The 25238-nt window shown below is 34.6% G+C and carries 23 protein-coding genes; 8 read left to right on the forward strand and 15 right to left on the reverse strand.

The annotated features are described in order from the left end of the window. The first annotated feature begins 78 nt into the window (after window positions 1–78). A complete protein-coding gene (locus DMB95_RS05450) occupies window positions 79–1095 on the forward strand; it encodes a bifunctional 3,4-dihydroxy-2-butanone 4-phosphate synthase/GTP cyclohydrolase II (protein ID WP_142931229.1) in 1017 nt (338 codons plus the stop codon). Here DMB95_RS05450 and DMB95_RS05455 read toward each other — a convergent pair. From DMB95_RS05455 to DMB95_RS05490, 8 genes are all read right to left on the reverse strand, one after another. Next, window positions 1087–1947: a M23 family metallopeptidase gene (locus DMB95_RS05455; protein WP_142931230.1), complete on the reverse strand. Its 861-nt coding sequence runs from the start codon at window positions 1945–1947 to the stop codon at window positions 1087–1089. The two genes, DMB95_RS05450 and DMB95_RS05455, sit on opposite strands and share 9 nt — an antisense overlap. Continuing rightward, a complete protein-coding gene (gene glyS / locus DMB95_RS05460) occupies window positions 1944–3944 on the reverse strand; it encodes a glycine--tRNA ligase subunit beta (protein WP_142931231.1) in 2001 nt (666 codons plus the stop codon). Before glyS ends, DMB95_RS05455 begins: the two co-directional genes overlap by 4 nt. Before the next feature lie 83 nt (window positions 3945–4027). Beyond that, on the reverse strand, window positions 4028–4654 hold the full coding sequence (locus DMB95_RS05465; RefSeq protein WP_142931232.1) for an HAD family hydrolase: 627 nt from the start codon (window positions 4652–4654) through the stop codon (window positions 4028–4030). Then, the gene (locus tag DMB95_RS05470; protein WP_142931233.1) at window positions 4651–4983 is read right to left on the reverse strand and encodes a hypothetical protein; all 333 of its coding nucleotides are present in this window, start codon (window positions 4981–4983) and stop codon (window positions 4651–4653) included. Before DMB95_RS05470 ends, DMB95_RS05465 begins: the two co-directional genes overlap by 4 nt. After that, complete coding sequence (locus DMB95_RS05475) at window positions 4980–6425, reverse strand: potassium/proton antiporter (RefSeq protein WP_142931234.1); 1446 nt, start codon at window positions 6423–6425, stop codon at window positions 4980–4982. The genes DMB95_RS05470 and DMB95_RS05475 overlap by 4 nt, the downstream gene beginning before the upstream one ends. A gap of 10 nt (window positions 6426–6435) precedes the next feature. Then, window positions 6436–8058, reverse strand: coding sequence for a cation:proton antiporter domain-containing protein (locus DMB95_RS05480; protein WP_142931235.1), 1623 nt, complete (start codon window positions 8056–8058; stop codon window positions 6436–6438). An 8-nt stretch (window positions 8059–8066) separates the two neighbouring features. Further along, window positions 8067–8444: a heat shock protein transcriptional repressor HspR gene (locus tag DMB95_RS05485; RefSeq protein ID WP_142931236.1), complete on the reverse strand. Its 378-nt coding sequence runs from the start codon at window positions 8442–8444 to the stop codon at window positions 8067–8069. Window positions 8445–8453: 9 nt separating this feature from the next. Further along, window positions 8454–9365, reverse strand: coding sequence for a DnaJ C-terminal domain-containing protein (locus tag DMB95_RS05490; RefSeq protein ID WP_137633214.1), 912 nt, complete (start codon window positions 9363–9365; stop codon window positions 8454–8456). Window positions 9366–9524: 159 nt separating this feature from the next. On the opposite strand from DMB95_RS05490, the gene DMB95_RS05495 reads away from it, so the two are divergent. The 3 genes from DMB95_RS05495 (at window position 9525) to DMB95_RS05505 (ending at window position 12967) form a co-directional block, all read left to right on the forward strand. Continuing rightward, window positions 9525–10934, forward strand: coding sequence for a DegQ family serine endoprotease (locus DMB95_RS05495; RefSeq protein WP_142931237.1), 1410 nt, complete (start codon window positions 9525–9527; stop codon window positions 10932–10934). A gap of 117 nt (window positions 10935–11051) precedes the next feature. Then, entirely contained in the window at window positions 11052–11726 is a 675-nt protein-coding gene (locus DMB95_RS05500; protein WP_142931238.1) for a response regulator transcription factor, read from the forward strand. Next, window positions 11723–12967, forward strand: coding sequence for an ArsS family sensor histidine kinase (locus DMB95_RS05505; protein WP_137633217.1), 1245 nt, complete (start codon window positions 11723–11725; stop codon window positions 12965–12967). The genes DMB95_RS05500 and DMB95_RS05505 overlap by 4 nt, the downstream gene beginning before the upstream one ends. Before the next feature lies 1 nt (window position 12968). On the opposite strand, the gene DMB95_RS05510 is transcribed toward DMB95_RS05505, so the two are convergent. Continuing rightward, window positions 12969–14159, reverse strand: coding sequence for an MFS transporter (locus DMB95_RS05510; RefSeq protein WP_142931239.1), 1191 nt, complete (start codon window positions 14157–14159; stop codon window positions 12969–12971). Window positions 14160–14254: 95 nt separating this feature from the next. Between DMB95_RS05510 and DMB95_RS05515 the strand changes: the two genes are divergently transcribed. Further along, window positions 14255–15313: a dehypoxanthine futalosine cyclase gene (locus DMB95_RS05515; protein ID WP_137633239.1), complete on the forward strand. Its 1059-nt coding sequence runs from the start codon at window positions 14255–14257 to the stop codon at window positions 15311–15313. A gap of 71 nt (window positions 15314–15384) precedes the next feature. On the opposite strand, the gene DMB95_RS05520 is transcribed toward DMB95_RS05515, so the two are convergent. Together DMB95_RS05520 and DMB95_RS09735 are read right to left on the reverse strand one after the other, a co-directional pair. Further along, the gene (locus DMB95_RS05520; RefSeq protein ID WP_335890349.1) at window positions 15385–17775 is read right to left on the reverse strand and encodes a TonB-dependent receptor; all 2391 of its coding nucleotides are present in this window, start codon (window positions 17773–17775) and stop codon (window positions 15385–15387) included. Between the two features lie 26 nt (window positions 17776–17801). Further along, window positions 17802–18008, reverse strand: a complete 207-nt coding sequence (locus DMB95_RS09735; protein WP_260604826.1) for a hypothetical protein — start codon at window positions 18006–18008, stop codon at window positions 17802–17804. A 227-nt stretch (window positions 18009–18235) separates the two neighbouring features. On the opposite strand from DMB95_RS09735, the gene DMB95_RS05525 reads away from it, so the two are divergent. The 3 genes from DMB95_RS05525 to recG all read left to right on the forward strand — a co-directional run bounded on the left by DMB95_RS05525 (window position 18236) and on the right by recG (window position 22206). Next, a complete protein-coding gene (locus DMB95_RS05525; RefSeq protein WP_142931241.1) occupies window positions 18236–19060 on the forward strand; it encodes a ChaN family lipoprotein in 825 nt (274 codons plus the stop codon). A 93-nt stretch (window positions 19061–19153) separates the two neighbouring features. After that, window positions 19154–20377: a M16 family metallopeptidase gene (locus DMB95_RS05530; RefSeq protein WP_142931242.1), complete on the forward strand. Its 1224-nt coding sequence runs from the start codon at window positions 19154–19156 to the stop codon at window positions 20375–20377. Then, window positions 20374–22206, forward strand: coding sequence for an ATP-dependent DNA helicase RecG (gene recG / locus DMB95_RS05535; RefSeq protein ID WP_142931243.1), 1833 nt, complete (start codon window positions 20374–20376; stop codon window positions 22204–22206). The genes DMB95_RS05530 and recG overlap by 4 nt, the downstream gene beginning before the upstream one ends. Before the next feature lie 22 nt (window positions 22207–22228). On the opposite strand, the gene DMB95_RS05540 is transcribed toward recG, so the two are convergent. The 4 genes from DMB95_RS05540 to DMB95_RS05555 all read right to left on the reverse strand — a co-directional run. After that, window positions 22229–22819 (reverse strand): cysteine peptidase family C39 domain-containing protein, encoded by a 591-nt coding sequence (locus tag DMB95_RS05540; protein ID WP_142931244.1) that lies wholly within the window; start codon window positions 22817–22819, stop codon window positions 22229–22231. Continuing rightward, complete coding sequence (locus DMB95_RS05545; RefSeq protein WP_137633224.1) at window positions 22804–23658, reverse strand: hypothetical protein; 855 nt, start codon at window positions 23656–23658, stop codon at window positions 22804–22806. The genes DMB95_RS05540 and DMB95_RS05545 overlap by 16 nt, the downstream gene beginning before the upstream one ends. Before the next feature lie 116 nt (window positions 23659–23774). Further along, window positions 23775–24653, reverse strand: coding sequence for a hypothetical protein (locus DMB95_RS05550; protein WP_142931245.1), 879 nt, complete (start codon window positions 24651–24653; stop codon window positions 23775–23777). A gap of 14 nt (window positions 24654–24667) precedes the next feature. Further along, on the reverse strand, window positions 24668–25238 hold a 571-nt coding region (locus DMB95_RS05555; RefSeq protein ID WP_260604827.1), incomplete at its 5' end, for a bacteriocin.

Below are 25238 nucleotides of genomic sequence, written 5' to 3' on the forward strand. Positions count from 1 at the left end.
ATTATAGTCAATTTTAATATAATTGTCAAGATTTTAGGTTATAATTTCGTTTTGAAATTAAATAAGGAGAAAAATTATATGGCTTTTGTAAGCGTAGAGCAAGCGATTGAGGATTTAAAAGCTGGAAAAATGCTTGTTATGGTAGATGCAGAAGATAGAGAAAATGAAGGAGATTTGATCTTTGCTGCTGAGTTTAGCACTCAAGAAAAGGTAAATTTTATGATAAAAGAGGCGAGGGGAGTGGTGTGCGTGGCATTAAGCGAGCAAATTGCTAAGCATTTTGACTTACCTTTAATGGTGCCAAAAAATACTTCAAATCACGAAACAGCCTTTACTATAACCGTTGATGCTAAGTCTGCAAGCACTGGTGTGAGCGCGTATGAACGGAATTTAACCATCAAACTTTTTGCTGATGAAAAGGCTAAGGCTGATGATTTTGTGCGTCCAGGACATATTAATCCACTCATTGCTAAAAAAGGTGGCGTGCTTGAACGCACCGGACATACTGAAGGCACGGTTGATTTGTGTCATTTGGCTGGACTTAAAGAAGCTTGTGTTATTTGTGAGATCGTTAAAGAAAACGGCGATATGGCAAGAAGAGCGGATTTAGAAGAGTTTTGCAAAATTCATAAACTCAATATGATAGCAGTGAGTGATTTGATCGAATATCGCTTAAAGCACGAAAGCTTAATCGAGCTTGTAAGCGAAAGCCAAAGCGAAATAGCAGGCTTTAAGGCAAAAAAACTCAGCTTTAAAGATCATAATAATCTCACGCATATTGCTTTTGTATTTGGCACACCAAGAAGGAGTGAAAATGTGAAATTTCACACAAGTGGAAGTGATTTTGAGCTTCTCACTTCAAGTGAATTTAGTGATTTTTTAAAGCAAATCGAGTTTTTAAGTCAAAATGGCGGTGTGCTTGTTTTTATGCAAATGCAAAAAAATACAGGCTCGCAGTTTAAAAACTACGGCATAGGAGCTCAAATTTTGCGTTTTTTTGGTATAGAAGAAATCAAGCTTTTAAGTAAAAATTGCGATAAGGATTTTATCGCTTTAAAAGGCTTTGGTTTAAATTTACAAACTTGCTCAGTGTGAGTGTTGCTGGGTAAATAAAGCATTAAATTTATTGATAAAATCTATAGGATCAACTTGGGTGCCACCAGCAAAAATACCAAAATGCAAGTGCGCACCCGTAACTCTGCCGCTATCACCACTTAAAGCGATAATTTGTCCTTTTTTAACTTTTTGTCCAACCTTAACTTTAAGCTCTGAAAGATGATAGTATTGAGAAAAAATTTGATAGCCATGATCGATGACTATGGATCCACCAGCATAATACCTATCCTTAGCGATACGCACTATACCATCATTTACAGCCTTTATTGGTGTGCCAACACTTGCTCTAAAGTCAGTTCCTGAATGATAGCTTGCAAGGGTATTGTTAAACACTCTTGCTGAGCCAAATTTACTGGTAATGCTTGAGTTTAAAGGCAAGATAAACTCGCCATCAAACAAAGCTTCATCAGTAAAGCTGGCATATACTGCATTTGCTTCATTTAACTCGGCTTTAATACGTTTTAAAGCTTCTTTAGGAGGGCTGATCTTACTTTGTGCGACTTTAAGAATTTCTTGAGGATAAAAGCCCTCATCACCTAAAATATCATAGCGAAATTTTTCTTTATTGCTATAAAATGCCGTTACCATAGCTTTTTTTATAGGCTTTTTATAAGCTGATGAAAAGATCAAGATGACTTTGTTATCCTCGGTAGGATGAACAAAAAAACGTTGTTTTTTAGGCTCTTGTTTCTCATCTTTGCTGGCTTTTATCTCTTCTAAGCCCTTTTTGCTAAATTCTAAAATAACGGCTTGTCCTTTACTTATGCTTAAATTTTGATCAGCAAAACTTAAAGAAGTAAAAAATGCTAGTATAAATATAATTTTTTTCATACGCTCAACTCCTTAATATCAGCTATATTTAAAAAAGCCTTGTAAATACTATAAACCAAAGCTTGGCGATTGTTTTTGATCTGGCTATCTTGAGTATTAATCATCACCTTATCAAAAAAATCATCAATATAAGGCTTTAAAGCAAATAAGCTTTCAAGCACCACCTTAGGCTTAGCATTTAAATCGCATTTCTTAAAAGCCTCAAAAAGTGTGTTTTCGGCCTTGTGTTCAAAAAGCTTTTCATCAATTTTGGCTGAGTTTTCGCTTGCTATATTAGCAAGTCTTTTAAAGGTTGTAAAATTTTCATTAAAATTTTCTTTGTTGCTAAGCTCTATTAAGGCTTTAATGCTTGCATCAATGTGAAGTAAATCATCATTTTGTGAGCTTAAAACCGCCTTTATAAAAGAAGCATTTACCGGATAAAAAGTATAAAGTCTTTCAAGCATGAAATCATATAAAATTCTTGTATCAAAGCTTTTATAATTTAGGCTTAAGTTATCAAGTAAATTTTTAAGTTTTAAGCTTTTTTGAAGCTTAAAAACAATCTTTAAAATCCCATTTGCAGCGCGCCTTAAAGCATAAGGATCCTTAGTGCCACTTGGGATTTTGCCTATGCTAAAAAGCCCCATAAGCGTATCAAGCTTATAAGAAAGTGCAACTATGCTTGAAAACTCACTACTTGGTAAAGGATCTTTTTCAGCATTTGGTAGGTATTGTTCTTTAATAGCCTCAGCTATTTCTTCACTCAAGTTCATCTTTTTAGCATAATAATACCCCATCACGCCTTGAAGCTCGCCAAATTCATAAACCATTTGAGTAAGTAAATCACATTTAGCATAATCTAGTGCCTTTAATATCTCTTGTTCTTTAGAACTTAAATCATAACTTTGACACAAAAATGAAGCGATTTTCTTTTCCCTAGCAACCTTATCAAGCATGGTGCCAAGCTCTTGCATATACATGATATTTGAAAGCTTATTTGGCTGAAGTCCTGTTTTTATATCATTTTGCCAGAAAAACATCGCATCGCTAAGCCTTGCTCTTAATACTCTTTCATTACCCATGATGATTTGCTTATAATCTTTGCATACCGCATTTGCAACAACGATGAAATGATTGCTGAGCTTGTTTTTATCAAAGACGCTAAAATAACGTTGATTTTCACGCATAGAAGTGATGATAACCTCACTTGGAATTTCTAAAAACTCAGGCTCAAAACTACCTAAAAGGGCTTTTGGGTATTCAGTGATGGCAACAACTTCTGCTAAAAGCTCTATATCTTCAGCAATGCTAAGTTTGTGTTTTGCTTCAAGTTCTTTAAATTCAGCAAGGATTTTTTCTTTTCTTTGCTCTTGATCAAGAATGACAAAATTATCTTTTAAAAGCTTAAAATACTCGTCTATAGTCTTAAATTCTAAGGCTTCATAGCTTACACTTCTATGCACGAAGCTTTTTTTTGCACTTTTTACACCATAGCTTTCAAACTCGATTAATTCATCTCCTAAAATACACACAAAGGAGCGAATCGCACGGATAAACTCATACTCGCCATTACCCCAACGCATAGTTTTGCCAAAATTAAGGCTTTTAAGCCATTCTTCTATCATTTGTGCTAAGAGCTTGCTACTTTTTACACCTTGAATTTCTTTTTTGTGATATAAAACTTCTTTGCCTTTAATCTCTTTAAATTCAAGCTCGTTTTCTTTTAAACCTGTTTTTTGCATAAAGCTTTTTGCCGCTGCACTTAAAACACCATCTTTGTAAGCAAGCTCTTTTGGTGCTCCTATAAACTCAGCAAAGCTGTTTTCTTGCTGGGTTTTAAAGCTTTTGTGAAAAAGTACTAATCTTCTTGGGGTATAAAAAAACTCAAATTCACTTGCTAGAGCGTATTTTTCAAGCACGATTTGCCATTTTTTGCTGATATTATCAAGTTCTTTAAGCAAAGGTATGGCAGGTAGTTCTTCTGTGCCAACTTCTATGAGTAGTTTTTGATCCATGTTTCCTCTTTAAGAAAAATAAGCCTTTATTTTAGCTTATTTTTCTTTGTAAAATGCTAAATTTAAAAGCAAAATATGAAAATTTATGCTTCCATTTGAGTGTGTAAAAGTTCGATGAGTTCATCAGCGTTTTTAAACTCATCTTTTTGGCACTTTTCTTCGCCCCATTTAGCGTGAAAATAAGGCATATTAGCATTTTGTGCTGCTTGTTTGTCCTTATCACTATCGCCTACAAATACACTTTTTTCAAAAGGCGCTTCATCGCTGATAAGCTGTAGCATCATAGGGTGTGGCTTTGGCTCTATACCTAAGGATACGCCTAAAACCTTGCTAAAAAAGGGCAGGATATTATGCTTGTTTAAAATTTGTGTTAAAGAGCTTTGCGGGGCATTTGTAGCTATGGCTAGGTAGCAGTTTTTGCTTTTTAAAAACTCAAGTACTTCTACAACTCCATCATATAAAAGCACGCTTTTTTGATAATGTTTGATAAAATACCGCTCAAAGCCATCTTTAAAGCTTGAATGCTCAAATTTATCTATATCATACAAGATTTTTGCCCAGTCTTTACCTGGTGTGTTTATGGTTTGCATGATAAAACGAGGCTCAAGAGGAGCAAGTTTTAAATCCGCTCTGATTTCATTGACAGCTGAGCTTATGGCATTTGCACTATTGATTAAGGTGCCGTCCATATCAAAAATAACATTAATCATTCATACTCCTTAAATTTACTTTTATGCTTGTCTTTTTTATAAGTTTGACTCTTTTTGAGCTTATCAAGGTTGTTTGCTTTATTTAAAAGCTCTACTTTTGAGTTTTTAAAATCCAAGCATGCATTTACAAAGCTTTCAAGTTCTTTGATATAGCTAGAATTAAGTTTTATCACTTCGCATTTTTCAAAAAGTTTATAGTTTTTAAGCATTCTTTCTTGAAAAAGTATTTCATCAAAATTTTCTTTTTTAAGTGCTGATATAGCTGCATTAGCAAATTTTTCAAGTATTCTTAGATAGCGCGTGCGTAAGGATTTTTCACTTATTTTCATAGGTTTGGCTCAAAATTTTTGATATTTTCTTCAAAGACATTTTTATCATTGCATAAAATAAGGAGCAAATCTCCTTCTTCAAAGATCAAGGAACCACTGGCTTTGATATATTCGCCTTCTCTTTTAACGATAAGTATAATGAACTCTCCACTTAAATTTAGCTCAGCTATGTTTTTACCGATAACGCTTGAGTTTTCTTTAAGTGTGTATTGTCTAAAGGTGCTTAAAGCGATTGGCAGATTATAACTTTCTGTTTTAGCTTCCTCAGCTGTCAGTCTTAAGGCTTTTGCAAGAGGATTAAGGCTCACACCTTGAATTAAAACAGATAAAAGCACGATAAAAAAGACTATATTAAAGATAAAATGTGAGCTTTCAATACCAGCAGCAAGTGGATAGGTTGCAAGTATGATAGGTACGGTGCCACGAAGTCCTACCCAAGAGATGAAAAGCTTTTCTTTGAAGTTAAATTTCTTAAAGAAAATGAGACTGATAAAAACAGCGATTGGACGCGCAAAAAACATAGTTACAAAAGCTACTCCAAGTCCTATAAAAGCAACACTTGGAAGCTGGCTTGGAAAAACTAAAAGCCCAAGCGTTAGGAAAATCACCACTTGAGCAAGCCACGCTACACCTTCAAAAAAACCAATAAGTCCCTTTTTATAGATAAATTCCTTACTATTTGCAACAATACCTAGTAAATACACACACAAATACCCATTTGCTCCTATTTTGTTGCTTGCGCTAAAAGCAAGCATAATCCACGCTAAAGTAAAAACAGGATACAAGCCCCAAGAGCCAAATTTGATTTTATTTAAAATAAGCGGCATTAAAGCCCCAAATACATAAGCACAAATAAAAGCTAAGATAAATTGAGTAAGCATAGTCAAAGCAAAATCACTCACGCTTGGTAAAGATGAAAGCGTGATCATTTGTATAATAGTGATGGTAAGAAAAATCGCCATAGGGTCATTACTTCCGCTTTCAAGTTCAAGTAAAGGAGCGATATGATTTTGAAGCTTTAAGCCCTTTGATCTCATGATAGCAAAAACAGCAGCTGCGTCAGTTGAACTGATAATGGCTCCTAAAAGCAAAGCATCATTAAATGAAAAATCAAAAAGATAATAACAAAATAAAGCAATAAAAATTGCTGTTAAAACAACCCCAAGAGTAGCTAAAACTATACCTTCTTTAAGCACGGGGCGAATAAGCTTAAAACTTGTGTCAAAACCACCACTAAAAAGTATGAGTATAAGACAGAGCATACCTATATCTTGAGCGATTTTGCCATTATCAAAAGGTATGCCAAGCACTCCATCACTTCCAGCAAACATACCCACAAAGATAAAGATAAGCAAGGCTGGTATGCCGTATCTATCACTAAATTTGCTTAAGATCACACAGCTTAAAAATAAGATTGCAAAGATTAAGATAAGTGCTTCCAAATTTGCCTCTTTAAGTGATATTGCTATTGATCTTGCATTCAAGTGCTTCTTGCACAAGTGTTCTTGCTACAGCTCTTTCAGCCTTGATGATATGAAAATTTTCTCTAGCATTTAAGAAAAGAATTTTTTCAAGATCGCCACTGACTTGCACTATGGTTTGGATAGGTTTTTTGTAGTTTGAAAGCACTTGAGTAAGTATTTCAAGTTTAGCTTCATTGCTTAAGGTGATGATAGCAACGGCACATTCTTCTATATTGGCAATTTGTAAGGTTTGTTCTTGTGTTGCGTCTGCAAAAAAGATATTTTCGCCCCTACTTGTGCCAAGCTCAACTAAATTCAAATCACTTTCTAAGACAAGATAAGGAATTCCAGTGTGTTTGATCCTTTGCACGACTTCTTGCCCCAAACGCCCATAACCAAAGATCACAAAGTGGTTTGTAAAGCTTTGATTTGAAGGCAGATATTCGTTTGGAATTTCTTTGTTTGTCTCAACTGCATTTGAAATTTTTTGTATATTTTTAAGCACAAAAGGCGTGATAACCATAGTGATGATAGAGGTGATGATAAGAATTTGAGCGCTTGCATCATCAAGCAAGGATCTAGCTTGAAGCAAGGAAAAGATCGCCAAAGCAAATTCGCCTATTTGCATGATACTTAAAGCTGTTTTTAAAGCCACTCTTCTTTTTGTATATAATCTTAAAAGTAAGTAAATGACGCCAAATTTAACTATTAAAACCAAGCATACTAAAAAAAGCACTAAAGACCAGTTTTCAAATACGATTTTAAAGTTGATCTGCATACCAACAGAAACAAAAAATACCCCCAAAAGCAAGTCTCTAAAAGGGATTAAATCAGCTTGAATTTTATGTTTATATCTTGTCTCACCGATTAAAGCTCCTGCTAAAAACGCACCCAAAGAGTAAGAAAAGCCAAATTTATGTGCCAAAAAGCTTGCACCTATAACGATAAATAAAATCGTCGTGATGAAAATTTCTTGAGAAGAAGCCTTAATCACAAAGCGAAAAAATCCGTCTAAAAAATACCTACTGATGATAAGAAGCAAGATGATTAAGATCACAGCGCTTGCTAAAGTCGCGATAACAAGGCTTGTGATATCGTTATTTGGTGTAGAAAAAATATCGACCATTAAGAGCAAAGGGATCACAGCTATATCTTGAAAAAGCAATATCCCAAGGGCTTTTCTACCATAGTTTTGGTTGATCTCACCACTATCGTTTAGAATTTTAAGCACCACAGCTGTAGAAGAAAGAGCAAGTGCAAAGCCTACAATGATAGAAATTCTATCATTCAAACCCAAAAGAAAAAACACAATTAAAGCACAAGCAAAACCGCAAGTAAGCATTTGTAAAGAGCCATTTAAAAACACTTCTTGTTTCATCGCTAAAAGATGTTTAAAGGAAAACTCAAGTCCTATAGTAAACATCAAAAACACTATACCAAACTCAGCGATATGGCTTAATTCCTCAGAGCCGTGAAATTGATAAAGTGAGGAGACAATAACACCTGTGATGATATAGCCGATAATGCTTGGAATCTCAACGCGCTTTAAAATGACATTAAGCACTATAGCACTTGCCATAGCGATGAGAAAGCCTTGTAGATAATTTTCCAAAGCTCGCCTTAAAGCTTTTTCTTATCATCATAAAAGATGAGATCAAAACTACTTTTGTGTTTAACTACAGCTTTACCGCTTTTGCCTTGTCTTTTGTCAAGCTCGAGGCGAAGTTCATTGACAAGGCATTCAAATTCAGTAATTTGTGTTTTAAGCTTAAGTATTACATCAACACCGGCTAAATTCACGCCCATATCACGCGTTAAACGTAAGATAAGCTTAATGCGATCAATATCTTTTTGAGAATACAAACGCATTTTACCATCTGTCCTACTTGGTTCGACAAGTCCTTCTTTTTCATATTGCCTTAAGGTTTGAGGGTGTATGCTTAAAACCTTTGCAACAACGCTGATGAGAAAGAGTGGTTCTTCGTAATTTTGCTGCATAAATCCTCCTTAAGGTAGCTTTGCTTCAAGCTCTTTAACAAAAGCTTTATCAAGCGTATCAGTATTTGGTAAAATCACATTTAAGCTTAAATACATATCCCCATAAATATCATTTTTTCTATTTTGCACCCCATAGCCTTTGAGGCGAATTTTTTGGTTGTTTTTTGAATTTGGTGGGATTTTTACGCTTACACTTTTGCGTGGAGTACTTACTTCCACCTTGCCTCCAAAAAGAGCAGTTTTAAGCGATATATCAAGCTTTTTGTATAAATCATCATCTTCTCTTTCATACTCATTGCTTGGCTCAACCTGCACTTTGATAATCAAATTTCCTCTTTTTCCACCAAGGCTTCTACCTTTGCCACTAATGCGAAGCTTATCGCCGTTTTTAATGCCGTGCGGGACTTTGATCTTAATGCGTTCGCCATTAAAGTTTATGCTATGCTCTCCACCTAAGATGGCTGTATCAAAAGGGATTGAAACCTTAGCTTCTAAATCAAGATCAGCCTCATCATCAAAACCAAAAGAACTAGAAAAGCCATTTGAGTTAAAGCCTCTTGAGCCTGAAAAGCCCCCAAATCCACCGCTACTGCCAAAACCTCCAGCACCGCCAAATCCGCCACCAAAGATATTTCTTAAGATATCATTTATATCAGCCCCGCCAGCTCCAGCACTTCTTGAAAAATCACTAAAGCTTTGTCCGCCAAACATATTATCCCCATACATATCATACTGCTTGCGTTTTTGCTCATCGCTTAAAATTTCATAGGCTGCATTGATTTCTTTGAATTTTTCCTCAGCCCCTTTTTCTTTATTGATATCAGGATGATACTTGCGCGCTAGGCGTCTGTAGGCTTTTTTTATCTCATCAGCGCTTGCGTTTTTATCAATCCCTAATGTTTCGTATAAACTATTACTCATTTATTATATCCTTATTTATTTTTAGTGTGATTATAGCATAAAGTTTAGTCTAAGTCAATCAAGTTTTGTAAATTTTTTTACTTAATTTTGTTTCATTTACAATTGAGTAAAAGTTAAATTTTATACTAGCTACAAACTTAAATTGAAAGGACTTAAATAATGAAAAAGAAAATGTTTTTACTCAGTCTTTGTGCGAGTTGTGTTTTAGCTGCAAATATAAATTTCAAAGAAGCCGCGCAAGATATAAAAAGAGCTGATCCTTCAACTCAAGCAGGTGTGGTGCTTTCTTATCATGATGCGATTAAAGATGTGAAAAAAAGTGTGGTAAATATCTCTACTTCAAAGACGGTTACGCGCAATATGGCTGGTTTTGATGATTTTTTTAACGATCCGTATTTTAAGCAGTTTTTTGGCTTTGATTTTCCTCAACAACAAAGAGGCGGTTCTAAAAAAGAAGTGATAAGCTCTCTTGGCTCTGGGGTGATTATCTCAAGTGATGGTTATATCATTACAAATAACCATGTTATTGCTGATGTAGATAGCATTAGCGTGTCTTTGCCAGATGATGATACTGAATATAAGGCTAAGCTTATAGGAGCTGATGAAAAAACTGATTTGGCTGTGATTAAGATAGAAGCAAAAAATCTTTCAGCTGTGAGTTTTGCGGATTCTGATAAGCTTATGGAAGGAGATATGGTTTTTGCACTTGGCAATCCATTTGGTGTAGGCTCAAGCGTAACAAGCGGTATAGTTTCAGCTTTAAATAAAAACAATATAGGCTTAAATCAATACGAAAATTTCATTCAAACAGACGCCTCGATAAATCCGGGAAATTCAGGTGGAGCTTTAGTAGATAGTAGAGGAGCTTTAGTTGGTATCAACTCAGCCATACTTTCAAGAAGTGGGGGTAATAACGGCATAGGCTTTGCTATACCTTCAAATATGGCAAAAGATATAGCTAAAAGATTGGTTGAAAAAGGAAAGATTGAAAGAGGCTTTTTAGGCGTTACGATAACAAATTTAGAAGGCGAAACAAAAAAAGCGTATTCAAATCAAAGTGGAGCTTTAATCACTAGTGTTGAAAAAGGTTCATCAGCTGAATCAGCTGGGCTTAAAAGAGGAGATTTAGTCCTTAAGGTGAATGAAAAAAATATAACAAGTGCAAGCGATCTTAAAAACTACATCGGCACACTTGAGCCAAACCAAAAAATTACAATCATTTATGAAAGAGATGGAGTAAGCAAAAGTGTGAGTTTTGTGCTTAAGGCAGATACACAAAGCATTAGCTCACAAGGGCTTATTGATGGGCTTGAATTAAAGAATTTAGATACAAACGCAAGAGCAAAAATCCCAGCAAATATCAATGGTGTCTTAGTAACAGGTGTAAAAGAAGGCTCAAAGGCTGATAATGCTGGCTTTGAAGTAGGGGATATCATCATTGGCGTAGAACAAGATGAGATCAAAAGCCTAGAACAGCTTTCAAGTGTGCTTAAAAACAATCAAGCCAAAAGCTTTACAAAAATTTGGGTCTATAGAAACGGCGTAGCTCAGCTTCTCGTGCTTCGCTAAATTTTGTGTTAAGCTAGGCAAATGAAACAAAGAACAAAAAGAAAATGATCCAAGTTTTCTTTTTGTTGAAACAAATGTTTTACAATTAAAAGTAAGATTTTACTTGAAGGGAAGATTATGGTAAATATTTTGATGATAGAAGATGACTTAGAGCTTGCTGAGATTATCGCTGAATACTTAGAAAAATTTGATATGAAGGTTGATATAGCTCATGAACCTTATATAGGGCTTTCAAAGCTTGCTTTAAAAGAATATCAGCTTGTGATACTTGATCTTACTCTGCCCGGACTTGATGGACTTGAAGTGTGTGAAGAAATTCGCAAAAAATACGATACACCTATCATTATTTCAAGCGCAAGGCATGATCTTAGCGATAAAGTTAATGCGCTTGAGTTGGGGGCTGATGATTATCTTCCAAAGCCTTACAATCCAAAAGAGCTTCAAGCCCGCATAAAAAGCCATTTGCGTCGTATGAGCACGACTAAAAAGGCTATGGCTGAGAGTGTAAAAGACTTGGTATATGATCAATACAAACATATCATCACGATGAAAAGCAAGGAAATTCAGCTTACAAATGCTGAGTTTGATATTTTAAGTTATTTAATCAAAAAAGAAGGCGGGGTAGTGAGTAGAGAAGAGCTTGTGTATAATTGCTCAAGCATAAGTGAGGACAGCTCAAACAAAAGTATCGATGTTATCATCAGCCGAATTCGTCAAAAAATGGGCGATGATCCAAAAACTCCAAAGTATATCCACTCTATCAGAGGCATAGGCTATAAGCTTACTCAATGAATCGCTCGTCTATTTTTTATACCATTACTTTAATCTTTATCTTAGCTATAGTAAGCGTTATACTCGCTTTTTTATGGCTCATAGAATACGATCAGCAAAACTACACTAAGGTTTTAAACGACAAATACACTCTTGTTGCAAATGCTAGGCTTTTGTATTTTAATGGCGTGATGAGCGAGGAGGAGTTTTATGAGCAAACTAAGCATTATAAAATGACTCAGGTTATGAAGCCAAGCGAGATTAGAAAGGTTATTTTTAGGGGCGATGTTTTAGCAAGAGCGCAAACTACGACTGGACTGATTGAGATTATCTCGTATGAAAAAGAGATTTTTTTAAAGATTATCCACGAGGGGAAATTATATCTTTATAATGATCAAGATTATGAAGGGTATCGTTACTTTAAATTTAAAGCCCTTGCTTTTGGTGTGATTTTAGTGCTTGTTTTGCTTTATGTTTTTGTGATTAAAAAGCTTAGACCGCTCACTTCACTTAAAAAGCAAATCGATAAATTCGCCCAAAACAAACTTGATGAGATTAAAGATGTCAGCAGTGGAAATGATGAAATTTCCCAAGTTGCACAAGCCTTTTTTCAAGCAATCACTCAAATTCAAAAGATGAATCAATCAAGGCAGTTTTTTATCCGCAATATCATGCATGAGCTTAAAACGCCTATTACTAAAGGCTTAATCACCCTTGAAATGCTTGAGGATAATAAATACAAAGAACGATTAAGGGGGATTTTTGATCGTCTTGAAATTCTTATCAATGAATTTGCTGCTATTGAGCAAATCACTTCAGGAGCAGCTTTTATCAACCGCAAAAAGTATAATATCTTAGATATTTTAGATGAAGCAAAAGAAATTGCAATGAATGATGATAAAAAAATTCGCATTCATCTTGAACAAAGTTTTTTTGTGAGCGTGGATTTTAAGCTTTTTACAACAGCGATTAAAAATATGATTGACAATGGTGTTAAGCACTCAAGTAACGAATTTATCGAGCTTGAGATATGCAAGCAATACCTTTGCTTTAAAAATCAAGGCAAAGCCCTTGAAAAACCTCTTGAATACTACACTCAAGCCTTCACTCAAGGGGCGAAGCAAAAAGATAGCTTTGGGCTAGGGCTTTACATAGTTGATACCATTTTAAAAGCCCATAATATGAAGCTTGAGTATGAATTTAAAGATGGCTTTAATTTGTTTTATTTTAAAGAGCTTGAGCATATCATCGTCAAAGAATAAATCAGCTCAAATAACGTTTATAAAACCAATGCCAATAAAAACTTGCAAAGATAAAAAATCCCCCAAGTAAAGCAGTAATAAGCATCAAAGAAAAACTAAGCTCAAAAAGTAAGCCACTTAAAAGCGAAATAAACACGCTAAAACTCAAATAAGTCATATCAGTATAAGCAATCACGCGTCCAAAATACTCTTTATCACAATGCTCTTGTATAAGCGTATAAGTAAAAGACCAAATCGATGAGGTGCAAAAACCAGCCGCAAGCAAACCTATAAAGGAAAGATAAAAATCAAACTGCGTAAAACTCCACAGCAAAATTCCACTTCCTTGCCCGAAAAAGAGGTATTTAAGCGTGCGTTTGTTTGTAAAAGAGCTTAAGATGATAGGAGCGATGATTAAAGAGCATGCTCGAACAGAGTTTAAAAAGCCTATGACAAGAGCAACTGATAAAATTTCTTTATATTCATGCTTAGCAAGCAAGGTTACTAAGGTTTCATACGCTGTAAGTCCTATAAAAGCATGTAATAAGATAAGATGAAAGATGAGTTTGTTTTTAAAGATATACACAAAGCCATCTTTAATCATACTGATGAATTTTTGTGCTTTTGCAGGCTGAAATTGTGGGATTTTTAAAAGAAGCAAAAGCGATATGCCAAAGGCTAAAAGTAAGCAGTCAAACAAAAATGCACTATACACGCCAAAAGCACTGATAAAAAAGCCAGCCAAAGCCATACCTAAAGTGTATGAAACCGCCCAATTAATGCTGTGAATTTCATTGACAAGTTTAAGCTCTTTTGGCTCTAAAAGCTTTGCCATAAGACTCATTTCAGCTTGAAAATAAAGCGTTGCGACACAAAGCCTGATAAAGATTAAAATAAACAAAAGCCAAAGCATACTCAAGTTTGTTACAAAAATCAGCATAAAGATGGAAACAAGCTCAAGGCTCGCACTTAAAAGCAAAAGCGTTTTAGGCTTGCTCTTTTCAACAATCACGCCACTAATAGGTGCAAGTAAAATTCCGGGCAAAAAAGCTAGCATAGCACTTATAGAAACTGCCCAAGTAGGAGCGTTTAGATCAACTAAAAGAGTAAAAACGCCAGTTTGTGAAAACCATGCTCCAAAATACACGATAAATTGCACGAAAGCTAAAATACGAACATTTTTGTTGTTTTTAAGCAAAATGATATAATTCATAAGTAAAATTGTAGCATATTTCAAATTTAAAATGCTATAATACAGCCTTTAAAACACAAAAAAGGAAATTTGTGAAAACGATGAATGCAAAAGATATGAATTTTAGCAAAAGACTCAGCCAAAAAGAAGCTTTATATCTGCTTCAAAATGCTGATTTATACGAGCTTGGTGAGCTAGCGTATCAAAAAAAACTTGAGCTTCACCCAGAAAAAATCACTACTTTTGTGGTGGATAGGAACATCAACTATACCAATGTTTGCTGTATAGATTGTGATTTTTGTGCTTTTTTTAGGCATGCTAAAGATAGTGATGCTTATGTGCTAAGCTTTGATGAGATAGGACAAAAGATAGAAGAACTTTTAGCCATAGGTGGCACGCAAATTCTTTTTCAAGGCGGAGTGCATCCTAAGCTTAAGATTGAGTGGTATGAAGAGCTTGTGGAGTTTATCGCTAAAAAATACCCAAGCATTACCGTGCATGGTTTTTCGGCTGTTGAGATCGCCTATATCGCCAAAATTTCAAAAATTTCTATCAAAGAGGTTTTGCAAAGACTGCAAGCAAAGGGACTTTTTAGCATACCCGGAGCTGGAGCTGAGGTTTTAAGTGATAGGGTAAGAGATGAGATCGCTCCTCATAAATGTGATACTCAAACTTGGCTTGAAGTGCATAGGCAAGCACACAAGATAGGTATGAAAAGCACAGCTACGATGATGTTTGGCACTATAGAAAGTGATGAAGAGCTTATCGAGCATTTTGAGCATTTGCGAAATTTACAAGATGAAACAGGAGGCTTTAGGGCTTTTATTTTATGGAGTTTTCAAAGCGAAAATACTAAGCTAAAACTCAAGCACCCAGAGATTATGAAACAAAGCTCAAACAAATACTTGCGTTTGCTTGCTCTTGCAAGGTTATATCTTGATAATTTTAAAAACCTACAAAGCTCATGGGTAACGCAAGGCTCTTTGATAGGACAGCTTGCCTTAAAATTTGGAGCCAATGATCTAGGCTCAACCATGATGGAAGAAAATGTCGTCTCAGCAGCTGGAGCAAGCTATAAGATGAATCAAGATGAGATGATAAGGCTCATTGAAAGTTTGGGCGAAAAACCAGCTAAAAGAAACACAGCTTATGAAATTTTACAAAGGTATTATTAAATTTATTTTTTAAAGCAAACAAAGTTAAGCTAGGGCTTTGTTTGCTTATTTTTTGGTTTGATAAGGCTTTTTTAATACCTATATCCCACCTCTACCCAAAACTGCCGTCCTGTTTCATAAGTCTTTTTTATAGTTCTTGTGGCTGTTTTTCCTGTGGTAGTAATGCGTCTATTTAAAACATTTAAAATATCTATATTTGTATAAAAAATATTGCCTTTGCTTATATCTATATCAAAGCCAACTCGCATATCCCATGAAAAATTTCCAGCTATTCGTTCATTTTCATATACATAAACTCTTCTATTTAGCCCATCTATATTTTGCATTCTTTCGCTTGTATTTACAAGGGCTTGATATGCTCCTCTATATCGAAAGAAGTTATTTAAAAGCCAAGTTGTCCTGCCTTTTTTAAGCTGATGAGTGCTTGTAAGTCTTAAGGTGTAAGGGCGAGTGAAATTTGAGCTAGGTAAGTCTTTAAGCTTGATAATACTGCCTTGATATTCTGCATATTCACGATCAATTGGATCAAATTCATCATTAAAGTCATTATAAGAACGTTTGGTTTGAGTATAATCAAAGGCAAATAAAAAATAATTATCAATAAAACCTAACGCAAAAGGATTAGAATTTTGCACGCTTAAAGTGATGATATCACTATCTGATCGCCCTGTATTATCATAAGTATAAACACTACTGCAAGCATTGCTCGTAGGATCGATGATGCAATTTCTTTGAATTTGATCGCGTCCAAAGCGGTGTATGTATTTGCCTACAAGATCAAAATGATAAAATTCTTGAGTAAGACTTACGCTTAGTTCATCATCGTAAGGAATTTTGAGTTTTTTAAAGCTTGTGTTGTTTGGCACAGCATTTACTAAAGTGCTTTCATCGAAGTTTTGGTTAGGATCCATTCTAACATAATTTTCTTCTAAAGCACTTTTACCATCAGCCAAGCGATAAGCAAAGAGATTGCGTCCATAATAACGATTTGCCCCAAAGATGAAATTTGTATTAAGTCTATCATCTCGCCCCCAAGGTGCTATATATTTAAAGCTAAATCTTGGAGCAATAGGAGCTTTTTGCATATAGGTATCATAATCCATTCTTAAACCTAAGCGAGTGTTAATATCGCCTTTGTTATCAAGATCAAATTTAAGCTCATCTTCTATAAAAAAAGCTAAATTTGTGCTATCTAAAGAAATTTTGCCTTTTTTGTATTTATTCATAACGCCAAGGAATTGTCCGTAATTGTCTCCTGTTGGATTATTTAGGTTGTTGCTTGGATCGACTGGAGCTGAAGAGCAGTATTCATCTTGACACACATAGTTTTGATCTTCTATACCAAAAGGACTTAAAACATCGCTAGATTCGCTAAGTCTTTTAAAATGAGCCTTGGTGTAACCAAGTTCAAACCCAGCATTAAAAATATTTTCAAAGTTGTCATTATAATAAGGCTCAAAGCTTTGATTGAGTTTTAGCTCAATATCGCTTTGTATATTATCCTCATCGCCAAAACTTCCTTCGTATTGAAAATCATTAGGATCGCCCCAATTTTTATCAGCTGAATAAATCCATGTTTTGGTGCCTTTTGCATCGCTTCGACGCGATTCTTCAAGATAAGAAAAGCTTGTTTGAGCTGTGAGAAAACCAAATTTATTGTTTATATAGGCTTTTGCACCAAGATTATGCCCTCCGCTTTTTATGGTTGTCCCAGAATTAACATAATCAGCATTATAATACTTGTTGTATTGAGGCATAAAAGCATAGCTTGTCTCAAGCGCCACATCATCACTTGCTTGATAGTCAGCTTTGATAAAGAAATTATAACTTTGCCTTTTTTCTTTTCTATCAACTGAAACTAAATTTGAGGGTGTATTTTGATCTTGCACGAATTCTTTTACCGGAATAAAGCTTTGAGTGGTGGTAAAGCTAGCGATGATACCAAGTTTATCATTTATCCTACTTTCTAAAGAAGAACGAAAAGAGTGTTTGATAAATTTGGGTTGATTGCTTCCAGATGAAGAGTTTAAAAATTCTTCTTCATTGCCGTAAATATGATACTGAGTAAGCGAAAAAGCCCCCGGCGAGGCATTGCCTTGTGAAATTTGATAAGCAAAATTTGCTCCAAATTCTTTTCGAGCTTTTTTAGTTGTCGCCTCAACAACCCCACCCGTAAAGCCACCATAACTTGCTCCTATATTGCTATCTTGCACGCTTATATTTTCTAGTAAAAAGCTGTCTATGTTAAGCCCTTGAGAACGTCCTGAAAATTCTCTTTGCTCTCCGGGCGTGTAATCTTCGTTCATACCGGGTTTATTAACTCCTCCGCTTAAGTCATTATTCATACTCATACCATCAAGCAAAAAAGAGTTTTGATAATACAAACCCCCGCTTATAGAGATATTTGCTGGATCGATTTCTCCGGGAGTATTTGAATTAAGCTGGTTATTATCAAATTGCACATTAGGAAGGACTTTTAAAAGACTAGTTATATCGCCGTTGCCATTGGGCGCGTTTTTAATAAAGCTTTGATTGAGGCTTTGTCCGGAGCTGTAAGGGTAGTTGCTTGCTTCAACGACTGAAGCTTCAAGTGTGTAATGCCCCCCCCCGTTGATACTGAAGTATTGTTATCTTCAGCCAAAAGTGAGCTTGAAAGACAAAACAAAGAAGCGATGAGGCTTAAATTTTTGCTCATTTTTTGTCCTTTTTATAAAATTAAGCTGTGATTATAATATAAAATTTCATAATCTTATATTAAAAATATATTTTTTATAAAAAATAATTTGAAAGTATATATTAATTATATATTTTAAGATAATTATTTTTTAGGATTTATAAATTTATATACAAGGAAAATTTTTAATTTTAATTTAATATTATAAATGATAATATCTATTTTTATTTTTATAAAAAAGGAAAACAATGAGAATAGTCATTTTGTTAGCAAGCTTCTTTTTTCTTGCCTGCTCTACACATCAAAACTCAAAGCAAGAGCTTTCATTTCTTGATCAAAACACTTCTTTTAAAGTCAAGGATACAAAAACAAAACGTTTTATCTCTTATGATGATTTGCTTAATACGCTTAAAAAGCAAGATATTATCATACTTGGAGAATACCACGATGAGAAAAAACACCATGATTTGGAGCTTGCTTTAGTAAAAGAGCTTTCAAAAAATGAGCCTATAGCCATAGCTTTTGAAATGCTTGATGATGATAAACAAGGTTTTATTAACAAAGCAAAAGACGCAAAAGCTCGCATAAAACCTTCTCATATAAGCAAGGCTTTATCTTGGCAAGATGAGTGGAATTATGAGGATTATAAGGATTTGATCGAATATGCCTTGTATTCAAATAATGATTTTTTAGCTGTAAATTTAAGTCAAGATAAGCTTGATATGGTTTATAATAAAAAGCTTGCACCTTTGCAAGGTAAGTATTCTACAGCTTCAAAGGTTAAGAAAATTCTTTTTGATGAGATTAATTCTTTTCATGCGATGAGTCCTGAGGTAAGTGAAATTTTTGTTGAAGCTCAACTTAGAAAAGACAGAAATATGGCTGAGTTTTTGCTCGCAAGTAAAAAGCAAATCGTGCTTATTGCTGGGCTTTATCATGCAAATAAAAGCTTAGGCATTCCTTTACATCTTATGGATTTAGACACTAAACAAGTAAAAAGTGTGAGTGTTGTAGCTCTTGAAGGAAGTGAGATTAGGGAGCAAGATGCTGATTTTATAATTTTTTGGCAGTAAAAGAGTTTTGAAAGCTAGGCTAAACAAGTTTCAAACTCTTTTTAGCCTAAAATTGCTATAATTTTTCCTTTATTTTACGCCAAAAGGACAAGTATGCTTCATCAGCTTAAATTTAAAGACATTCAAGTTCCTGTTATTTTTGAAGAAAATCATGATTTACCCATTTTTGTTTTAAGGCTTGTATTTAAAAACGCTGGCAAAGCGTATGAAGGCGATATAGATGGGCTTGCAAGTATGTTTGCAAGGCTTTTAAACGAAGGAAGCGATGAGAACTTTTTTAAAGAGCTTGAATTAAGAGCGATTGATTTTAGTGCAAATAGTGGTTTTGAGAGTTTTGAATTAAGCATTTCTTGTTTAAAAGAACATGCTTTTTTTGCTGTAGAAAAACTTAGCCTTTTGTTTGAAAAGGTAAATTTTGATGAAACTTTGCTTGCTAGACTTAAAAAAATCACGCTTGGCGAGCTTGCAAGCAAGCAAAGTGATTTTGACTTTTTGGCAAAAAATTTACTCAATGAAAGCGTGTTTGAAACAAAAGAATTTCGCACTAGTAAATACGGCGATGAACAAAGCCTTGCAAAGATGAGTTTGAAAGATTTGCAGGATTTTTACGCAAAGCATTTAAATTTGAGCGAACTTATAGTTTGTGGAGGAGGGGATTTTGATTTTGCTGAGTTTAAGGCTTTAATCACGCCTTGTTTGTCAAAGCTTAAAATCGCTAAGCTTGAAAAAACAAAGACTTTCAAACTTAGCAAAAGTCTTAAAGATGAGCTTTTAATCAAGCCTGAAAGCCAACAAGCTTATATTTATTTTGCTTCGCCAATTGAATTTAAATTTAATGATGAAGACACTCACCTTACAAAACTTGCGCTTTTTATACTAGGAGCTGGAGGCTTTGGTTCAAGGCTTATGGAAGAAGTGAGGGTAAAAAGAGGCTTGGCATATAGTGCTTATGCTATGCTCGAGGCGAATTTAAGTTATCAAAGAGTGTTTGGGTATTTGCAAACCAAAAATGAAAACGCAAAAGACGCAAAAGCTTTGGTGCGTGAGCTTTTTGCCGAGTTTGTAAAAAATGGCGTGAGTGAAGATGAGCTTACTCAGGCTAGAAATTTCTTGCTTGGAAGTGTGCCACTTCGTTATGAAAGTCTTGAAAAACGACTTGATATGGCTTTAAATGAGTTTTATAAGGGTTTAGAGTTAGGACACAGCCTCAAAGAACTTGAACGCATTAAAAAAACGAGTTTAAGCGAGCTAAACGCTTATATCAAAAAGCATACAGAGCTTGCTCAAATCAGCTTTGCAAGTGTGCAAAATAAATGAAAGTTGCATCTTGTGATCTAGGGCTTTTTAAAAAATTGCATATTAAAAATGCGATTAATTTAGCTTTATTATTACCCAAAAAGATAGAAAATTTAAGTCTAAGTAAAGAGCCAAAAGAAAGCGCTTGCACTGAAGAAGTGCAGATTTTGGAGTCAAGTTTTAGAGGCGGAAAGCTTTTTGGGCTGTGTTATTGTAAAAATTGGGATATCAAGGCTCATTTTATATTCTTTCGCCCAAGTAGGTGGCATGTAGGCGTTTTTAAGCGAGGAAAAGAGTGTATTTTTCACGCTAAGATGAGCTTTTTTAATAATTTTTGGCAGTTTGATAATCCAAAAATTATTAAAAAAGCCAATATTTTTGAGCCAAAATACCAAATTGCTGGTATAAAAGATGAAAAAATAGCCAAACTTATACAAGAATACGTCACAAAAGAAAACCTTATGGCTGAGGGCATAGATAAAAAAAGAGCCAATTTACTTGTCAATTTGCACCGCTATGATGAACAAAGTTTTGAGGTTTTTTCTCATTTAGAGAATTTTTTACCAGATTTAAAATTTGTGGAAATTTATAGCTTTTTAAAACGTTTGCGTCAGAAAAAAACTAATTCAAAAGCCTATGAAATAAAGCTTTTTGATATACATTCTTGGCTTGAGAGCTTACCTTTTAAGCCAACCTTAGATCAGCTTGGTGCCATCAATGACATAAGGGCTGATTTAAGTCAAAAAGAGGCAAAAAGACGCATTATCATGGGTGATGTGGGCTGTGGAAAAACCCTTGTTTTACTTGCAGCAGCACTTAGCGTATATCCAAAACAAGCACTTTTAATGGCGCCCACAAGTATCTTAGCAGCTCAGCTTTTTAATGAGGCTCAAAGACTTTTGCCAAATTTTATGCAAGTTGTCTTTGTCAAAGGTGGCAGAAAGGAAAAAGCCCTTGATGAAAAGCTTGCAAAGGCTCATCTTATCATCGGTACGCACGCACTTATCCACCAGCAAGGCTTTGAAGCGGTTTTAGTGATGGTTGATGAACAGCACCGCTTTGGTTCAAATCAACGCCAAAAGATCAGCGAGCTTGCAAGTAAAGATGGACTAAGTCCTCACTTCGTGCAATTTTCAGCCACGCCTATACCAAGAACTTTAAGTATGATACAATCTGAGCTTGTGAGTTTTTCTTTCATTAAACAAATGCCCTTTAAAAAAGATATTCAAACTTTTTGCATACAAGATAAGGACTTTCAAAGCTTACTTGAAAAGATTAAAAGTGAGCTTGAGCAAAATAATCAAGTTGCGATTATTTATCCTCTGGTTAGTGAAAGTGAAAGCTCGCAGTATCTTTCTTTAGAGCAAGCTAAAGAGTATTGGCTTAAGCATTTTAAGAATGTATATATCACGCATGGAAAAGATAAATTTAAAGATGAAGTTTTAGCTCAGTTTAAAGAAAAAGGGCAGATTTTGCTTGCTACAACTGTTGTTGAGGTTGGAATTTCTTTGCCTAGACTTAGCACCATTGTCATCGTTGGGGCTGAAAAACTAGGGCTTGCGACTTTACACCAATTACGCGGCAGGGTAGGGCGTGTGGGGCTTAAGAGCTTTTGTTATCTTTATACTAAGCAAAAAGAAATTCCAAAAAGATTGCTTGAATTTGCTGGGACTTTAGATGGCTTTAAGATCGCTGAGCTTGATCTTAAAAATCGCTTAAGTGGGGATTTAATCGATGGCTTTATGCAACATGGCAATGAGTTTAAGTTTTTTGACTTTAGTAGTGATGAAGCAATCTTAGAAGAAGCAAAGAAAACCTTAAATGAGCAAGATTTATCTTTGAAAGAGTAGGGGTGATTGGCGGTTTTGTTTGTTATTTTAGCCCTTGAAATTCAAAAATCAAATTTTCAGATAGTTTTTTATCAATGTCTTTGTATTCATTGTGAGTTTCTACAAACAACGCATATCCGCCCTTTTTGTGCCTATCCCAAATACTAAAAAATTCACTTTTTAAGCTGAGGTATTCACCATGGCTTGGATCAAGCACTTCTAAAAAATCCCCTTTGTGATTGATGATGACTACAAAGTGTGGGAAACGTGGATCATCTTCAATCTTCACAAGCATAGGGATATCCGTAAGCTTATCTAAATTTTCTCTTGTGATTTGGTAAGTCTCGCTTTTATAATCAAGCTTATGCGCGCTTTGTCTTAACTCTGCGAAGCTAATCATATCTGTAAAAAGCTCTTTTTCGCCAAAAAGCTTTAAAAGATCAAGTTCGCTTAGTTTTTTATCATCTGTGAGATTGATTAAAGTCGCTAGTGCGGCTGCTCCGCAGGATTCTTCATAATTTTGTCTTATCGTTCTTTGGTTTTTTAGCTCTTGATAAGAACTAACCACAAATTCAGCCCTTACAAACAATGGCAAAAGCAAGAGCAAGCATAAGACTTTTAGAACTTTTTCCATATACTCAAACCAAAGATACTATCAGGAGAAGCTGAACTTCCGCCAAAGCTTGCGTTAAGTGAAACGGCGGTATCAGAGTTTATACTATAAGTTGAGCCTAAATTTAAAGTTGGGATAGAGCGAATTTCTGAGTTTTGATAGCCATTGATCTTTTGTTTGGTTTGAAAGCGTTGCTGCGCACCCAAGTCTAAAGTGATCTTAGGGCTTAAGATGATGGATAAATCCCCACCTACATAAATGCTATGTCCGTATTCAACCTTGCCTATATCAAAAAATCTTGGTGCATTATACCCAAAGCCAGCATATAAGCTATATACCACCGGATCGCTATAGCCTCTTAAACTTGCTTGCAAGCTTTGGGATTTAAGATAAAAATTCTTTGTGTTGTTGATCACTTTTTCTCTTTGTACCAAAGCTGTTTGAAGGGTGATTTGCGGGATAAGATCAGCTATGCTATCAGCTGTATAGATAAAGCCTAGCCAAAGATTATCAAAACCTATTCTTGTTTTGCTTGAGTATTCGTTAGTGAAAAAATTCGTGTATTCGTGTCTTGCATAACTTGCACTTGCTGAAACAAGTATATCAAATTTAGGATGCAGGGTATAAACAAAGGTTTGACTTAAAAAGCCTTGCTTGGTGTCATTCCAAATGGTGGGATCTCCGCTTATGGTGATATTTGGATAAAGTGAATATGAGTTTGCATTGCCTGTGCTAAGAAGTGAAAAGCTCGTAATGCTTCTTAAGCCAATCTGCTTTTTAAAAAGCGAATCTATACTGAGCTCATCACTTGCAAGCATAGCATTAAGGCATATAAATAGAGTTAAAAGAAAACGTTTCATTTAAGATACAATCCTTAATTTTCGTGGTTTTATCATAAATAAGTTAATTTTTATATCATATTCTTAAGACACAAGCTTAAACCCTAGCAGATCAAATTTATCTTACTCTTTTACTGCTACACCTTCACATCCACACTCTTATTTAAAACATTAAAAGTATTTAAGCTTATCTTTGAAAGTATACTTATTAAATCATTTGAATTTAAAAACTCATTTGAATTTAAATCAAGACTTTTTAAATTTAAATTCTCATCTTTTATCCCAAAAATCATTTTAAGAAAATCTTTTTCATCAAAACTTTCTTCTAAAAGTTTTTTAAGAAGCTCATTTGTATCTATAGCCTTATAAGTTTCATTTTTACTTTCTGCTTGTATTGGAGTGAAGGTTGTTTTGTTTGTTTCATCACTTTGTGAGTTATTGCTATTATTTAAATTAATGTTTTTATTCTGTTTTTCTAAAAAGGCTTGCATTTGTTCTTTTGGTATTTCTTTTGCCGTAACTTCATTATCAAATTTTGCCTTTTCATCTGCTAAAATTGCATTCCATTTCTTTACAAATTCTCCTACATCAGCTGTTGTTTTAAGTAAAATTTCTTTTTCTTTGTCAAGATCAACTCCTATGCTATATATAGTTTGAGATAAGGCTTCGCCTAACATTTTATCCTCAAACTCGCTTAGCGTACCTTCTAATTGCCTTTGAAAAAGACTATTTTGGATAAGCTTAACATCTGGTGCTTTATTAAAATATAAATTTGAAATGCGTGTAAAAGCTTCAGCTGCTTTATCCCAATACTCTTTAGAACTTGCATCAAATTCATTTAAGCCTAAGTTTTCTCGCATTTTATCATGATAATAATCATGTCCGCTCTCTACTAATTTTCCACCATTTTCTACAAATTCTTGCACTATAGTATAAGCTTGCTGGGAACGCTTTTCATAGCTTTGCTTGATGTGATAATAGCCATAATTTACACCCACAAATGTTGAATCTATCATATCTTACCTTACCTTTAAAATAGATTAGGATTATAGCCCCCTAATTTGCTTTCCATGATTTCTTTGTATTTATTTGATATTTCCTTTATAATCATATTGTAATTTAACAAAGCACTAGAAGTTGTTTTGTCAAACTGAAATAATTGTCCTGTATGCGCATCTTTAACTCCCACTCCATAAGTAAAAAGCACATAAGGTGTTCCTAAATTTGAAGTTTTTATTTGTCGTTTTACTATATAAACAGGTCTTAAATCCAAATATCCTCTTGAGGCTTGTAGCCACTGAGTCATGCGTTGTGAGCTTGGATTAGAGCATTTATCTTGTCCTATCGCACATAAGCCCTCTGGTATATTTAAAATATTACCTAATCTACGATTTATATCATAATTAAAAATATACTGCTCTTCACCTCTAGTATAACCAGCTGTTGCATAAATTTCTGATTTTAAGGTGCTAAAATCTTTGCTGTAATCATTTATGCTCACTACATACCCACCCTTAACCTCTTTCATCTCTTCAAGGCTAAGTTTTTTCACTCCAACTGAATAATCACTTAAATTTCCCTTGCTTATCCTTGCTAAAAAA

It is taken from the genome of Campylobacter sp. MIT 12-8780, from assembly GCF_006864535.1.
In the GTDB taxonomy this organism is placed as follows: domain Bacteria; phylum Campylobacterota; class Campylobacteria; order Campylobacterales; family Campylobacteraceae; genus Campylobacter_D.

Bases quoted from the DNA above. Each gene is read 5' to 3' on its own strand.
- DMB95_RS05450 (WP_142931229.1), top strand. From the start codon at position 79: ATGGCTTTTGTAAGCGTAGAGCAAGCGATTGAGGATTTAAAAGCTGGA.
- DMB95_RS05455 (WP_142931230.1), bottom strand. From the start codon at position 1,947: ATGAAAAAAATTATATTTATACTAGCATTTTTTACTTCTTTAAGTTTT.
- glyS (WP_142931231.1), bottom strand. From the start codon at position 3,944: ATGGATCAAAAACTACTCATAGAAGTTGGCACAGAAGAACTACCTGCC.
- DMB95_RS05465 (WP_142931232.1), bottom strand. From the start codon at position 4,654: ATGATTAATGTTATTTTTGATATGGACGGCACCTTAATCAATAGTGCA.
- DMB95_RS05470 (WP_142931233.1), bottom strand. From the start codon at position 4,983: ATGAAAATAAGTGAAAAATCCTTACGCACGCGCTATCTAAGAATACTT.
- DMB95_RS05485 (WP_142931236.1), bottom strand. From the start codon at position 8,444: ATGCAGCAAAATTACGAAGAACCACTCTTTCTCATCAGCGTTGTTGCA.
- DMB95_RS05490 (WP_137633214.1), bottom strand. From the start codon at position 9,365: ATGAGTAATAGTTTATACGAAACATTAGGGATTGATAAAAACGCAAGC.
- DMB95_RS05495 (WP_142931237.1), top strand. From the start codon at position 9,525: ATGAAAAAGAAAATGTTTTTACTCAGTCTTTGTGCGAGTTGTGTTTTA.
- DMB95_RS05500 (WP_142931238.1), top strand. From the start codon at position 11,052: ATGGTAAATATTTTGATGATAGAAGATGACTTAGAGCTTGCTGAGATT.
- DMB95_RS05505 (WP_137633217.1), top strand. From the start codon at position 11,723: ATGAATCGCTCGTCTATTTTTTATACCATTACTTTAATCTTTATCTTA.
- DMB95_RS05510 (WP_142931239.1), bottom strand. From the start codon at position 14,159: ATGAATTATATCATTTTGCTTAAAAACAACAAAAATGTTCGTATTTTA.
- DMB95_RS05515 (WP_137633239.1), top strand. From the start codon at position 14,255: ATGAATTTTAGCAAAAGACTCAGCCAAAAAGAAGCTTTATATCTGCTT.
- DMB95_RS09735 (WP_260604826.1), bottom strand. From the start codon at position 18,008: ATGAGCAAAAATTTAAGCCTCATCGCTTCTTTGTTTTGTCTTTCAAGC.
- DMB95_RS05525 (WP_142931241.1), top strand. From the start codon at position 18,236: ATGAGAATAGTCATTTTGTTAGCAAGCTTCTTTTTTCTTGCCTGCTCT.
- DMB95_RS05530 (WP_142931242.1), top strand. From the start codon at position 19,154: ATGCTTCATCAGCTTAAATTTAAAGACATTCAAGTTCCTGTTATTTTT.
- recG (WP_142931243.1), top strand. From the start codon at position 20,374: ATGAAAGTTGCATCTTGTGATCTAGGGCTTTTTAAAAAATTGCATATT.
- DMB95_RS05540 (WP_142931244.1), bottom strand. From the start codon at position 22,819: ATGGAAAAAGTTCTAAAAGTCTTATGCTTGCTCTTGCTTTTGCCATTG.
- DMB95_RS05545 (WP_137633224.1), bottom strand. From the start codon at position 23,658: ATGAAACGTTTTCTTTTAACTCTATTTATATGCCTTAATGCTATGCTT.
- DMB95_RS05550 (WP_142931245.1), bottom strand. From the start codon at position 24,653: ATGATAGATTCAACATTTGTGGGTGTAAATTATGGCTATTATCACATC.